Here is a 13,544-nt window from a genome sequence, read left to right as displayed (position 1 = left end):
AATAATATTTTTATCATATCATCTGATATTTCATTCTTTTTGTCGGTTTATGTAGGTTTTTTTATATTTTTTAATATTTCTCGTTGATTGTTACAGCACTTTCACCGAAAGCAGGTTATGCAATGCTTACAATAAACTGCTTGCATTTGCAATTTGTGCCAAAAGCCTGTAACCGGCCTTTTGACAAATTGCTGTAACAGCACATAAAAAAAGGCCCTTTTTTTCACAAAAAAGGCCTTTTTATGCTCTGTTTTATATGCCCGGCTTCAACACCGGGAATCGTCCAGGCGATCAGTAATCGCTTCTGTTCCTTCTCGGCTTCTTTTTCAGGAAGGACGGGATTTCCAAGTCCTCATCGCCAAATACTTCAAGCGGTTCCTGCTTATCGGTTGCTTCCTTCAGGTCGGAACCGGATGATTTTTCACGATAGGACGGCACCGGATCAAGATCAAGCGCTACTTCGTCGGTAAACTCAATTTTCTCCTCAAGCTTCGCTTTTCCGCCCGCCTTGTTCGGCACTGTTCCCGGAGCGTCAAAGCCGGTAGCAATCACCGTGATGCGCACCTCGTCGTCAAGCGAAGGATCGATGCACACGCCGAAGAACACATCCGCTTCCGGATCTGCGCCTTCCTGTATGATTTTTGCCGCTTCCTGAATTTCATACATGCCAAGCGACGGATCACCCGTTACGTTGAAGATAATCCCGCGTGCGCCTTCAATCGTCGTATCAAGCAGAGGACTGTTGATCGCCTGTTTTGCAGCTTCGACCGTTTTGTTCTCTCCATAGCCGATACCAATTCCCATATGTGCAACGCCGCGAAGCGTCATAACCTTTTTTACATCCGCAAAGTCGAGGTTGATGAGCGCAGGTTTTCCAATCAGGTCGATGATCCCCTGGATTCCCTGACGTAATACGTCGTCCGCCACGCGGAACGCATCTACAAGCGGAGTATCCTTACCTACCGTATTGAGCAACTTATCGTTGGGGATCGTAACGATCGTATCCACAACGGATTTCAAGTCCTCAAAGCCAACGTCAGCCGCTTTTGCGCGGGGATGGCCCTCAAACCAGAACGGCTTTGTAACAAACCCGATCGTCAGGCTGCCTTCCTCCTTGGAAATTTCAGCAATCACGGGTGCGGCGCCTGTGCCGGTTCCGCCGCCCAGGCCACAGGCAACAAAAACAAGATCCGAGCCCTTTACCGCCTGCTCGAGATCGTCGCGGCTTTCCTCAGCCGCCTTCCTGCCCGTATCCGGATCCGCCCCGGAACCAAGACCTTTTGTCAGCTTTTCGCCGATCTGAATTTTTTGATCTGCCTTTGACAGAAACAACGCCTGCTTATCGGTGTTTACCGCAATCAGCTCCGCGCCCTTCACGCCAAACTCAATCATGCGGTTCACCGCATTATTTCCAGCTCCACCTACGCCAAAAACACGAATCTTAGCAAAGTTTTCACTGTTATTATCAAATTCAAGTGACATTTATTTTCCTCCTTAGAGTATGGGTAAATTATTCAAACAGTACATCCTGTCCCCGTCCGAAAAGGCCTTTCCTTCTGGCCGGAGATTTACTTTGAATGTAACCATCATACGCATATTGCATAAGCGCATAAGCCGAGTGCATATCCGGCGGCTGCAGCTTGGTATTCTGAACGCGGATCAGCGTCGGCGTCCTTCCGGAAACAGCCCGGAAAAAGCTGTCCGAGCCCTTCATAAACGCCAGGCCCCCGCCTGTCAGGTACATATTAATTTTGCGGCTGACACTGATCTCCGACTTGTTCAAAAGCTTGCAGATATATAAGATCAGGTGCTCTACCCGCGCGTCAATGATCTCCTTTAAGAGATCGTAGGGATATTTTTTCAGTTTTCCATCCGAGCCTTTTGCAAAGAGCTGCGAAATGCTGTTATTGTCGGAAAGTCCAAACGTATACCTTCGCTTCAGCTGCTCTGCCGTCTCATCGTCCACCTTCATGGCGTAAGCGATATCATGTGTGATGTGCCCCCCGCCCATTGGTATCGTTGTGAAATGCAAAAGGGAGTCCCCGTAAACAAGCGATATATTTGTGCTGTAATAGCCAATATCAATAATCGCCGCAATCGCGTCGCGTTTTTCGGCAGGCAGAAGATAGAGCGCCTCCGCAAGCGGTTCCGGGATAAAATAATCCACGCGCACGCCCAAATGGTTTAACAAATCCATAACGTCTTTCAGGAAAAACTTATTTGCAAAGGTAAACGATATACAGCCGCGCAAACGCTTTGTGGGTATATCGTAAGGATCAAGATAGATATTGTCGTCATCCATCAAAAACCAGGCCGGCCATTCATGCACCAGCGTCAAATCTTCCGGGAAATCAAAACGGCGCGCCTTCTCGATCAGAAGATCGACGTCTTTTTCCGTTACGCGCCCTTTTACCGGCACCTGTGCGTTCTGGTTGATTACATTGATAAAGGAACCCGGAATGCCGACATCCGCATTCCTGATACGCGTACCCGTCTGCCTTTCGCAAGCTTCCAGCGCATGCTCAAGGGCATAGATCACATTTTTCGGTTCCACCCATTTCGAATTTTTGATTCCTTCGTATGGAACCTGGGCGTACCCTAAAACCTCCAGCCCCATTCGCTGCTTTTTTTCAGCGACGGTGCAGGAGATTTTCGATGTTCCAAATTCAATCACCGTTTTGAAATCTCTCATTCAAAAACCAACCTTAAGCATCCTATTTCTTCATGGATACAAAAAACCATTGTGTTTATCATAACACATCCATAGAAAAAACAAAATACTTTTATCCGATTTTGTCACATTTTTGTTACATTCAAAGGTCTTATTCGGCCGCTGGCTCCTGTGTAGGCTCCGCAGGGGCGTCCTGCCCGCCTGACGCATAAATCGAGGCGGACGTACCGGAAGAAACGTCAAGCGTACCGGAGGTTCTGTCCGTATCCGTAAGCTTTGGAAGCGTGCGCTTGATCCACTTTACCTTATCTACAAATTTATCGCCCTGGCCAAATTTAATATTCATGCCTTCCCGCGTCTTCAGCTTGATGCTGTTAATATCTGTCAGGTCGATCGACGCAATCGAGTCGATCATTTCACGCTCCTTAAGCGCATTCAAAAGATCGGTGTAAACCGATATCTTAAAGGTATCGTCTGTTGAAATCTGCTTTCCGAGATTCGCTGCGGTCAGTATAAAGCCCTCCACCACCGGATACTGCGTGCTTGGCTCGACAGGCTGTATTTCCAGTACGTTTGCGTTGATGTCAGCGAGCAGATACTGGTCGGAATGGTATATCAGCGCTTCCGGCGTGCGTTCCTTAACGTTAATTACAAGCGTCTTGGGATAAGACTTTTCTATGCTTTCCACCTCAATATACGGTTCAGTTTCAATGTTCTCCTTGATTTGCTCCGTATCCACAACAAACATATGCGTTTTGGGCGGTATATTTGCAAGCTTGGAAATATAGCCTGCGTCATAGCTTTCGTTCCCCTTCACTTCCAGATTCTCCACCTGAAAATACGCATATATAAAGTAGCCCGCTCCTGCCAGCAGCAGGATCGCGATTACGATCGATACAATTGTTCTTCCCGCACCACGTCCCTTGTGCGGATTGCTTCTATCTCTCATCTTTCCTCCGGAAATTATTTTTATTCATGTTCGCCAGATGCAGACGCCATCATGATCCGTCTTGATTGCTTCGATATATTGAGCAAAATACCGATCATGGCCATAAATATGACAAGCGACGAACTGCCATAGCTGATAAACGGAAGGGATACGCCGGTTGGCGGCAGCAGGCTTGTAACTACGCCTACGTTGATTACTACCTGCAGCCCAATCAAAACAATGATGCCTGTGGCAACCATTGTTCCGAACAGGTCGGGCGCTGTCGCCGCCACCTTGATTCCCCTGTAAATCAGGAAGATAAACAGCAGCAGCAAAACAACAGCGCCAACAAGTCCGAGTTCCTCCGCAATAATCGAAAATATAAAGTCCGACTCGCCATACGGCAGCCAGGACAATTTTTGCGTGCCGTTACCGATCCCCTGCCCAAACAGTCCTCCTGAGCCAATCCCGTACAAAGACTGGATTACCTGATATCCGTCCCCGGTAGGATTTTGCCACGGATCCAGAAAAGAAGTAATACGGCTGACACGATAAGACTCGCGCATCATGAGCACCACGCCGCCAACAACGCCAACGCCGCCAAGCGCAGCGAGGTGCCACCCTTTCGCACCGCCAATAAAGATCATAATAAAGGCAAGCCCGCACAACACGATGATCGCAGAATAGTTCGGCTGGAAATACAGCAACGCGCAGATTGGCAGCAGCACAAATAACGACGGTAATATCCCATACCGGAAGGTATCCATGCGGTTTCTGTTCACGTAGATGGTCGCCGCGATAAAAATAATCAATGAAAATTTTGCGATCTCAGCAGGCTGTACGCTGATCCCCGCAATGCGAACCCAGCGGCTGGAGCCATTGAGGTTCGTTCCTACGCCCGGCACGAGCACTGCAATCAGAAAAACGATGGCAATCGCCAAAAAAACATATTTTAGCTTGATCAGCTTCTTATAATCAAAAAACATAAAGAAGATCATTACCGCAAGCCCAAGGCCCGCGCCAACAAGCTGCTTTTTAAAAAGCGACAACCCGTCGTAATCATAAAGCGCAGAGGACTGAGCCATATAATAACTGGCGCTGAACACCATAATAAGCCCGTAAGCCACCAATATTAAAGTCACAATCAGCAAAGAGTAATCAATCGAGCCCTTCGGCAGACTGCTCTTTTTTCTTTTCATCATCAAAGGCCCTTCACAATTTCTTTAAAGATACGTCCTCTTTCTTCGAAGTTCCGGAACATATCCCAGCTTGCACACGCCGGTGAAAGAAGTACGTTATCGCCTTCATCGGCAATGCTGTAGGCCTTCAAAACCGCATCCTCAAAGCCCGTAGCCCTGATATAATTCGGATAGTTACATTCCTGTGCCGCCGCAATGATTTTTTCCGCAGTATCGCCCAGTACGATCACCGCCTTGATCATCGGCGTAAACTCTTCAAATAAAGGTACAAAGTCGTTTTTCTTATCAAATCCACCCAAAAGCAGTACCGTCGGCGCTGTCATTGCTTTAATTGCATTGATCGTAGCGTCAGGATTGGTTCCCTTGGAATCATTGATGAACGAAACGCCGTTCACCGTCCGAACAAATTCGATCCTGTGCTCAACGCCCGGGAAAGTCCTGAGCGTTTGCGCAATCACCTCCGGCGCGATTCCATAAAGGCAGGCAAGCGCGCTTGCCGCAAGCGCGTTTTCAAGGTTATGCCGTCCGGGTATCCTGACTTCCTTCGCAGGCAGGATGATAGTCTCTTTTCCTTCCAAAGAAAAGCAGATATTTCCTTCCTTTATATATGCCCCGTTTTGCGGGATCATATCAATGCTGAACCAAACCACCTTCGCTTTAATCTGCGGGGCAAGCGCGCGCACCAGCTCGTTATCATAATTTAAAACGCAATAATCTTCCGCCGTTTGGTTTTTGAAAATTTTTGCCTTCGCGGCAATATAATTTTCCATTGTTCCATAACGGTCCAGATGATCCTCCGTAATATTGAGGATTGCGCTTTCCCGCGGCCTGTAATCAGAGATCGTGTCCAGCTGCAGCGCAGCCGTTTCCGCAACCACTACATCGCCGGCCTTCGTTTGCATCGCTTCCTGTGTGATCGGTACCCCTATATTGCCAAGTACATGCGTAGGTATTCCCGCACTTTTGAAAATTTCCCCTGTGAGCGCCGTTGTGGTCGTTTTACCGTTTGTCCCTGTGATTGCAATAAAATCCGCCTTTGAGACTTCAAAACCAAGCTCGATCTCCGCAATTACACTCTTGTTAAGCTCATAAGCCTTTTTGATAAAAGGCAGGCCAAGCGGCACGCCGGGACTCAATACCAGAATATCCATTTCAGGTATCAGGTCTATCGGATCCTTCCCAAGCATATCGTGATACTTGTACCCCTCCAGCTCGTCAAGAAGGTGCTCCGGCAAATGCTGTTTTGGCTTTATGTCGTAAATCGTTACATCCGCGCCAAGCCTGCAAAGCAGCACGGCGGAAGAAACGCCACTTTTCGCCATTCCAATGACTAAAACCTTTTTATTTTTGTAATCCATGCAAGCTTCCCCCAAATTCGTTTACATTGAAACGAAAAACAATATCAATCCTCCGATGCACAGCAGCATCGTTGCAACCATATATCCTGACACTACCTGTGTTTCTGCAGCCCCGCCAAGCTCAAAGTGATGGTGCAGCGGCGCCATCCGAAACACGCGTTTTCCGCGCAGCTTGAAGGAACCGACCTGTATAATCACAGAGATTGCAGACAGTACGAACATAAAGCCCATAATCGGCAGGAAGAGCTGCATATCCGTTGCAATTCCCATCGCAGTCAGCGCCGCGCCCAGTGCAAACGAGCCCGTATCTCCCATAAATACCTTTGCAGGATGGGAGTTGAAGCACAAAAACGCGATACAGGAACCTGCTACAGCTGCTGTAAACATCGTCATATTCGACATATCCGAAGCGATCTCCGGCGTTACAACCGCCGCGCCGACTACGCTCAGAATAAATATCAACAAAAACGTCACGGAATTGATGAGCGTAATGCCAGTTGCAAGCCCATCGAGGCCGTCTGTCAGGTTCACGCTGTTCACCATCGCAATCAGGATAAACATCGTAAACGGAATATACCCTGCCCCAAGCTCCCAAAGCTGTCCTGAACCGGGGACAAACGCCATATCGAGTCCGAGCCAGTAGTATGCAAGGCAAGCCACCACTGCAGCCGCGATCAGCTGAAGCACAATTTTCTGCCATGCCCGCAGGCCGAGCGAACGCTTCATAAATAATTTAAGGCCGTCGTCCAGAAACCCGATCAACGCAAACGCAAGTACGGTGATCACAGAGAAAACCGTGTATCGCAAATCATCTCCCGCAAAAATAAAACTCGATGCAACAATGCCAATCAGCATGATGACGCCGCCCATTGTTGGTGTGCCTTCCTTTACAAGATGCGTCTGCGGGCCGTCGTCCCGTACGTGCTGTCCCGCTTTTGCCCTTCTCAGGATCGGTATGATGATTTTCGCCGCTACGAACGTAATCGCAAATGAGATCAGTATCGTCAGCAGCATATTTAACGTAAAATTCATTGAGCGTTTTCCCCTCGGTTCTGCTTATTTATGATATCCAAGCTTATTTAAAAGTTCTTCCACGACAACCTTTTCATCAAAGTCGTGCTTTTCACCTTTTATTTCCTGATAATCCTCGTGCCCTTTTCCTGCAAGCAGGATCACATCGTCTTTTTTTGCAGTGCGGATCGCGTGTTCGATCGCATCCCTGCGGTTAACAATACAGACATATTCCCCGCTTGTCTGGCGCATACCCTCTTCGACCTGCGCGATGATTGCCACCGGCTCCTCATATCTGGGATTGTCGGACGTGATGATCGTAAAATCAGACATCTCTCCCGCGATTTTCCCCATCACTGCGCGCTTTGTCGCATCCCGGTTGCCGCCGCAGCCGAAGATTGTTACCACGCGCCCGGGCGCAAACTTTTTGGCCGTGGCGATCGCATTTTTAAGGCTGTCCGGCGTGTGGGCGTAATCGAGTATGATGCTAAAGCTTCCGCCATGTGTGTCCAGCGGTTCAAACCGTCCCGCAACAGGCGGCATCGCTTTCAGGCCCTGTTCGATGCAGTAGCTGTCTATCCCAAGCGCATTCGCCGCAACGATCGCGCCCATTGCATTGTATACTGTAAAATATCCGGGAATACCGATCTCCACATGAAGAGTATGCCCGTTAAGGTCAATGTCAAACTGTGTGCTTTCATGCGTGATTTCAATTTCCTTCGCCGCATACTGCACCGGCTGCATCACGCTGTATTTGATGATTTCGCTTCTTGCCGCCGCCATCATATTTGCGGCGCTGTCATCGTCTATGTTGATCACCGATATCCGCGATTGCTCAAAAAGCATACTTTTGGCGGCAATATAGTTGTCCCATGTCTGGTGAAAATCCAAATGATCCTGCGTCAGGTTTGTAAAAATCCCCACATCAAACTCAATGCCAAACACCCGCTTCAAAACAAGCGAATGCGAGGACACCTCCATCGCAACGATATCGCAGCCCTCTTCCGCCATTTTTTTAAGCAGGCGCTGCAGATCAACCGATTCAGGCGTCGTGCGCTCCGTGTGGATCACCTCGTCGCCGATCATGTTCCTGATGGTGCCGATTACTCCCACCTTCATACCCGCCTGCTCCGCAATCGCCTTGAGCATATAGGTCGTCGTCGTTTTGCCGTTTGTACCGGTGACGCCCACCATTTTCATGCGTTTTGCGGGAAAATCAAAAAAGCGGCAAGCCGCGAGCGCCATTGTCTCACGGTCGTTTTTTACAATTACCTGCGTCACATCAAGGTTCGGCTGGAACTCGGTCACGACAACCGCAGCCGCTCCCTTTTTGACCGCCTCAGGCGCATATTTCAGGCCGTCTTCCGCAAATCCGGAAATGCAAAAAAACAGATCGCCGCGTTTCACGCCACGCGAATCGTATTTTAAATCTTTGATTTCGACCGTTTCATCGCCATGAATCTCGCAAATCATTCCGCGAAACACTTCATTCAGCTTCATTTTTTGCACCTCCTGATTTTTTATCTTTGATTATACCACAAAATGTTGTGCCATTCTACTATTCGGACGCAATCGGTAGTTTAAACTCTACGATAATGCTGCTTCCCTTTTCCACCGTTGAATTTGCAACAGGCGTCTGCTTTTGCACCGTTCCCTCGCCGAGCGCGAAGAATTCCAGTCCGGCCTCAAGGGCCTTGTTTCTGGCTGAAATCAGATCCATTCCTGTAAGGTCCGGAACCGTGACCTTATCCGCCGCGGGCTGCTGTGTGGTTTTGTTTTCCATAGACAGAACAACAATCGAATTTTTATTAACCTGCTCTCCTGCTGCCGGCACCTGTCCCTGAACCGTTCCGCTGCCGTCAAGGGATACCTGCAGGCCGGCGTCGGAAAGTTTATCCTTTGCTTCCTGCATGGGAAGCCCCATTACATCCGGAACCGAAACCTTTTCCTCCGTACCTGCCGCGCTGCCCGACGGCGCGATCTTTCCATTCATCAGAACGCCTGAAAGAACCTGTTTTGCGTAAGGCGCGCACACCGCGGCGCTGTTCTCCGTCGCCGAAGCGCCATCCGCTGTGATCATAACCATATATTTTGGATTGTCTGCCGGGGCATAGACGATGAAGGTTGAAACCACCTTTCCTTCCACCGCTATGTTGTCCTCATACTGCTGCGCCGTTCCGGCAAAGCAGCCGATGGTGTAACCGTCTACCTGTGCGCTTGAACCTTCGCCCGTAAGCGCCACGTTTTCCATCATGCCCCGCAGCTGAGCCGCCGTGTCTGCCGAAACGGTTGTGCCCGTTTCCTGCGCTTCGTATTCCTCTGTCATGTTGCCATTTGCATCCGCAAGCCCGAGAACCAGCCGCGGCACATACAGCGTACCTCCATTAATAATGGACGCCGCCGCGCTTGCAAGCTGCATTTGGGATGTTTTTATTTCCTGCCCTGCGCCCATTTGCGCGATATCCGAATTGCGCGCATATCGCTTCTGGAGCATATCGCCCGCAGTATCCGTTGCAAAATCGATGCCTGTTTTTTCTCCAAATCCAAATGCCTTCATATATTGATAGAACAAATCCTTGCCAAGCGTATCCGCCTGCTGCGCGGAGCAGACGACACAGTGCTGCTCTGCGGCCTGCAACGGGTTCAGTGTCCCATGAGTACCGGTACAGGAAATGATTTCTCCGTCGATATCCTTGGATCCGTCGCAGGTATAATCCTGCGGATCGATATTTGCGTCAAGCGCAGCTGCCGCCGTAAACAGGCTGAAAATGTTACCCGGCTCATAAGCTGCCGCTGTAATATTGTTCGTCGAAAGAGCAGCCAGCGTTGCAGAGTCGTCCCGTGGCGGCGAGTTCAGGTCAAACTCAGGAATATTTGCCATCGCGATGATCTCACCGTTTGTCACATCCATCACCAGCCCCTGCACGCTGTCCAGTTGCTGTGCGTCGTACAGCTCCTTGCACGCCGTTTCAAGAAAGCTCTGGTCTATTTCGTCAATCGTGAGCACCACGCTTTTCCCATCCTGCGGCTGTATCAGCATCTCCTGTCCGTTAGGAACCCCGCTGCCGTCCTTTGCCGTTTCAGAAACCTGCCTGCCGGACCTTCCCGCAAGCGTAGAATTGTAGCGTTTTTCAATTCCCGTTTGCCCTTCGCCATCGAGTGTCGTATAGCCAATCACCTGGGATGCAAAATCCTTATTGGGATAAAAGCGCTTGGTGTCGTCGATAAAGGATACGCCCGTAAGGTTCAGGGCTTTTATCGCTTCTTCTTCCTCTGTTGATATCTGGCGTTTGATCCAGATTTCCTTTTTTTCCGGATCCGTAGCCTTTTTGTAGATTTCATCCCTGTCCATTTGCAGGGCGTTTGCCAGACCGTCGGCAACTGCGTCGGCATTTCCGGCCTTCGCAATTTTTTCCGGAAGGATCACCACAGTGTCCGCAGCCGCGCTTTGTGCCAGCACATACATATTGCGATCCAGTATCGCTCCGCGTTTCGCCTCCACCACCGCATCTTTCGTCCACTGGTTTTCCGCCTGTGCTTTCAGCCAGTCGCCCTTCCATATAGACCAATATCCCACTCGTGTCATGAGCAGGATAATGAGTGAAATCAATATGATCAATATGACTAAAAGTCTCTTTCTTGTAACCAGTACGCGTGACGTTGACAACTTATTTTACTCCTGCCTAATTTTGAAACAGGCTCTTAACACCTTGGACAATGCTGTTCAAAAATCCCATAATACCCGCGTCGGACTGATCTGCAGCCTGCTGCTGTTCCACCGTTTCCGGCTCGCTGACTGCTGCCCCGCCGGACTGCGCTTCCTCCTGCACAGTTGCTACCGGCGGGTCGTCAGCCGGATCAACGTAAACGATCTGGTCTTCTGTCGGATAACTCATGCCAAGCTTTGTCGATGCTGTTTGCTGGATGCTGTTGAGGTCGTCCTTCAGTGCGATGTCCATTTTCAGCTTATCAAGCTCTGCTGATAATTCCGTAATATTTGACTCGATCTGTGTGTTGGTATTATTGGCGCTGCTGATTGCCGCATAACGGATGACGATTCCCGAAAGGATTGCAAATACAAAAGCAATGAGCAGTATCGTTGAAACAACGCCCTTTCTTTTCTGTCCTTCATATTCCACTGCGATCGGCTTTACTCCACTGTAGTTTGCCGACTGCTGCGTGTTGCTTTCGTCCATATCAAAGCCGTGGATGATCTTTCGTTTGGGGGCAGGCTTATAGCCCGCATAATTTGCCGCCTTGCGCGGCTTTTCATCATAATAGCCCCGCTGATAATCATTGCCGGCCGTGCCGCCATACCTGCTGCGCGGACGGGTGGTTGCTTCGTAACGCATTCCATCGTTATAGCGATACCTTCCGTCGTACCGATACCTGTCGTCATAGCTTTCCTGCCTGTTTCTCAGGCTGTTGGGATTAGGAGTATTATAATACTCCTCCACTTCCCTTGCGCGCTGCGCATAGGACTGCTGATAGCTCCTTTGCGTTACGCGCGCCCCTTCGTAGGCCGGCGTAAGATTTCTCCCGCCCACCATGTTTTTTACGCCGGTCTGGCGGATCGACGTAGGGCGTTCATATGTTTTTGTCGGCGATACCGATCTTCTCTGCTGTTGTCTTTGCTGTGGCCTTGCAGTTTTCTTCCGCTCGTAAATGCGGACGTCTTCTTCTCCAAGCCGCCTGCGCTCAGCCGCAACTTTTTGCATACGATAAGCTTCCATATCGGAAATCTGCCCGTTATGGTTTGCTGCCCGGCCCTGTCCGCCGCTGCGCGGAAGAGGGATTCTTTCATAATTATGTGCTCTTTGCGGTATTGCGTTCATGATGCAATCCTTTCGTTATCTCTTCTCTGCTACCCTTAGCTTAGCGCTTCGAGCCCTCGGATTTGTCTCAAGCTCCAATTCTGTCGGAAGTACCGGTTTTCTTGTGAGTATCCTGACCTGGCTTTCCTTGCCGCATACGCAAACCGGAAAGTCCTTTGGACACTCGCATGGATCAAACAGCCGCTTAAACGCCTGCTTCACAATCCTGTCCTCCAGCGAATGGAAGGTTATGACTGCAAGCCTTCCTCCGCTTTCAAGAACCGATACATAATCGTCTATAGCCTGCGAAAGCCCTGTAAGCTCCGCGTTCACCTCGATGCGTATTGCCTGAAACGTTCTTTTTGCGGGATGCGGGCCGTTTCTTCTTGCCCCTGCCGGTATTGCGCTTTTGATAATTTCTACCAGCTCCAGCGTTGTTTCTATCGGCTTCTTTTTGCGTTCCGCCACAATAAACTGTGCAATGCGCGAAGCCCATTTCTCTTCGCCGTAATCCCTGATTACCTGCCTCAGGGCTTCTTCGCCATACTCATTTACGACTCGCTGTGCCGTCAGGAGATTGTTTCTGTCCATCCTCATGTCGAGCGGCGCCGGTTCGTTATAAGAAAACCCGCGTTCCCCCTCGTCAAGCTGGAAAGACGAGACTCCAAGATCCAATATGGCCCCGTCTATTTTTTCAATATCCAGACGGTCTAAAATCTGCCTGATATTTTTAAAATCGTCATGTACAAGCGTGATCCTGTCTTTGTAACCGGCAAGCCTTTCCCCGCAACGCCTGATCGCCGCCATGTCCTTATCGATGCCGATCAGCTTTCCTCCCGGCGCGCTCGCCTCGAGAATTCCCGTCGAATGTCCCGCTCCGCCGAGCGTTCCATCTACGTAAAGGCCGCCGTCCTGCAAATTCAGTGCTTCAAGCGTCTCCCGGTACAGTACCGGGACGTGCCCCTGCGCCGTCATATTCCAAGCTCCGCAAGTTTGGCAAGCGTTTCTTCATAGTCTTTGTAAGCGCTGTCATTGTATTCCGCCCAGCCTTCCTTCGACCAGATTTCCGCTCTTGTCATCACACCGATGATTACAGTTTCCTTCGTGGCGCCGATGTGATCCCTCAGCCTTTGCGGCAAAAGGATTCTTCCCTGCTTATCTCCTTCGCATTCGCACGCGCTCGCAAACAGCATACGCGTAAAGCTCTGCGCCGCAACATCGGAAACCGGCAGGTCTTTGAGTTTTCCGGCAAAGTTGTTCCACTCGTCCATGGAGAACACAAAAAGGCATTTGCCAACGCCCTTCGTCACGATGAAGCTTTCGCCCAAATCGTCACGGAATTTGGCCGGCATGAACACCCTGCCCTTGGCGTCTAAATTGTGTGTGTATTCTCCAATCAGCATCGCCGCGAAAACTCCTTTCCCCACTTTTAACCACTTTGCGCCACTTTTAATCAAATTTTATCATTTTCCCCACCATTATGCAAGCTTTTTTCTGACAAAACAAAAAAAACCGCGAATTGTGTAATTCGCAGTTTTTTGGCTTTGTTATCGCTTTTTTAAA

General features: G+C 49.7%; 11 protein-coding genes. All 11 read right to left on the bottom strand.

The genetic code is table 11. From position 1 onward, the window contains the following. Positions 1-291: 291 nt before the first annotated feature. Positions 292-1,482: a cell division protein FtsZ gene (ftsZ, locus tag ACS5WU_RS00115; protein WP_320607282.1), complete on the bottom strand. Its 1,191-nt coding sequence runs from the start codon at positions 1,480-1,482 to the stop codon at positions 292-294. 28 nt (positions 1,483-1,510) lie between these two features. Next, the gene (locus tag ACS5WU_RS00110) at positions 1,511-2,692 is read right to left on the bottom strand and encodes a cell division protein FtsA (RefSeq protein WP_302762237.1); all 1,182 of its coding nucleotides are present in this window, start codon (positions 2,690-2,692) and stop codon (positions 1,511-1,513) included. A 130-nt stretch (positions 2,693-2,822) separates the two neighbouring features. Beyond that, positions 2,823-3,620 (bottom strand): cell division protein FtsQ/DivIB, encoded by a 798-nt coding sequence (locus ACS5WU_RS00105; protein ID WP_059109207.1) that lies wholly within the window; start codon positions 3,618-3,620, stop codon positions 2,823-2,825. Between the two features lie 20 nt (positions 3,621-3,640). Further along, on the bottom strand, positions 3,641-4,801 hold the full coding sequence (gene ftsW, locus ACS5WU_RS00100) for a putative lipid II flippase FtsW (RefSeq protein WP_059109208.1): 1,161 nt from the start codon (positions 4,799-4,801) through the stop codon (positions 3,641-3,643). After that, entirely contained in the window at positions 4,801-6,156 is a 1,356-nt protein-coding gene (murD, locus tag ACS5WU_RS00095) for a UDP-N-acetylmuramoyl-L-alanine--D-glutamate ligase (RefSeq protein WP_046442102.1), read from the bottom strand. Before murD ends, ftsW begins: the two co-directional genes overlap by 1 nt. Positions 6,157-6,177: 21 nt before the next feature. After that, positions 6,178-7,188, bottom strand: a complete 1,011-nt coding sequence (gene mraY, locus ACS5WU_RS00090; protein WP_046442103.1) for a phospho-N-acetylmuramoyl-pentapeptide-transferase — start codon at positions 7,186-7,188, stop codon at positions 6,178-6,180. Positions 7,189-7,212: 24 nt separating this feature from the next. Continuing rightward, positions 7,213-8,667, bottom strand: coding sequence for a UDP-N-acetylmuramoyl-L-alanyl-D-glutamate--2,6-diaminopimelate ligase (locus tag ACS5WU_RS00085; protein ID WP_302761678.1), 1,455 nt, complete (start codon positions 8,665-8,667; stop codon positions 7,213-7,215). A 58-nt stretch (positions 8,668-8,725) separates the two neighbouring features. Beyond that, on the bottom strand, positions 8,726-10,834 hold the full coding sequence (locus ACS5WU_RS00080) for a penicillin-binding transpeptidase domain-containing protein (RefSeq protein ID WP_320606656.1): 2,109 nt from the start codon (positions 10,832-10,834) through the stop codon (positions 8,726-8,728). A gap of 16 nt (positions 10,835-10,850) precedes the next feature. Next, positions 10,851-12,002 carry an FtsB family cell division protein gene (locus ACS5WU_RS00075; RefSeq protein WP_302761674.1) on the bottom strand — a complete coding sequence of 384 codons (1,152 nt, stop codon included), beginning with the start codon at positions 12,000-12,002 and terminating at the stop codon, positions 10,851-10,853. Between the two features lie 15 nt (positions 12,003-12,017). Continuing rightward, positions 12,018-12,956: a 16S rRNA (cytosine(1402)-N(4))-methyltransferase RsmH gene (rsmH, locus tag ACS5WU_RS00070; RefSeq protein WP_302761672.1), complete on the bottom strand. Its 939-nt coding sequence runs from the start codon at positions 12,954-12,956 to the stop codon at positions 12,018-12,020. Then, positions 12,953-13,384, bottom strand: a complete 432-nt coding sequence (gene mraZ / locus ACS5WU_RS00065) for a division/cell wall cluster transcriptional repressor MraZ (protein ID WP_046442110.1) — start codon at positions 13,382-13,384, stop codon at positions 12,953-12,955. Before mraZ ends, rsmH begins: the two co-directional genes overlap by 4 nt. Positions 13,385-13,544: the final 160 nt, after the last annotated feature.

This window comes from Christensenella sp. KGMB01412 (genome assembly GCF_055522415.1).
The sequence above is the reverse complement of the archived record's forward strand: the minus strand, read 5'-3'. Positions and strand labels throughout refer to the sequence as shown.

What these genes read in the sequence shown, in the direction of transcription:
- mraY (WP_046442103.1), bottom strand. Translation starts at nt 7,188, where the DNA reads ATGAATTTTACGTTAAATATGCTGCTGACGATACTGATCTCATTTGCG.
- rsmH (WP_302761672.1), bottom strand. Translation starts at nt 12,956, where the DNA reads ATGACGGCGCAGGGGCACGTCCCGGTACTGTACCGGGAGACGCTTGAA.
- ACS5WU_RS00075 (WP_302761674.1), bottom strand. Translation starts at nt 12,002, where the DNA reads ATGAACGCAATACCGCAAAGAGCACATAATTATGAAAGAATCCCTCTT.
- ACS5WU_RS00110 (WP_302762237.1), bottom strand. Translation starts at nt 2,692, where the DNA reads ATGAGAGATTTCAAAACGGTGATTGAATTTGGAACATCGAAAATCTCC.
- mraZ (WP_046442110.1), bottom strand. Translation starts at nt 13,384, where the DNA reads ATGCTGATTGGAGAATACACACACAATTTAGACGCCAAGGGCAGGGTG.
- ACS5WU_RS00105 (WP_059109207.1), bottom strand. Translation starts at nt 3,620, where the DNA reads ATGAGAGATAGAAGCAATCCGCACAAGGGACGTGGTGCGGGAAGAACA.
- ftsW (WP_059109208.1), bottom strand. Translation starts at nt 4,801, where the DNA reads ATGATGAAAAGAAAAAAGAGCAGTCTGCCGAAGGGCTCGATTGATTAC.
- ftsZ (WP_320607282.1), bottom strand. Translation starts at nt 1,482, where the DNA reads ATGTCACTTGAATTTGATAATAACAGTGAAAACTTTGCTAAGATTCGT.
- murD (WP_046442102.1), bottom strand. Translation starts at nt 6,156, where the DNA reads ATGGATTACAAAAATAAAAAGGTTTTAGTCATTGGAATGGCGAAAAGT.
- ACS5WU_RS00085 (WP_302761678.1), bottom strand. Translation starts at nt 8,667, where the DNA reads ATGAAGCTGAATGAAGTGTTTCGCGGAATGATTTGCGAGATTCATGGC.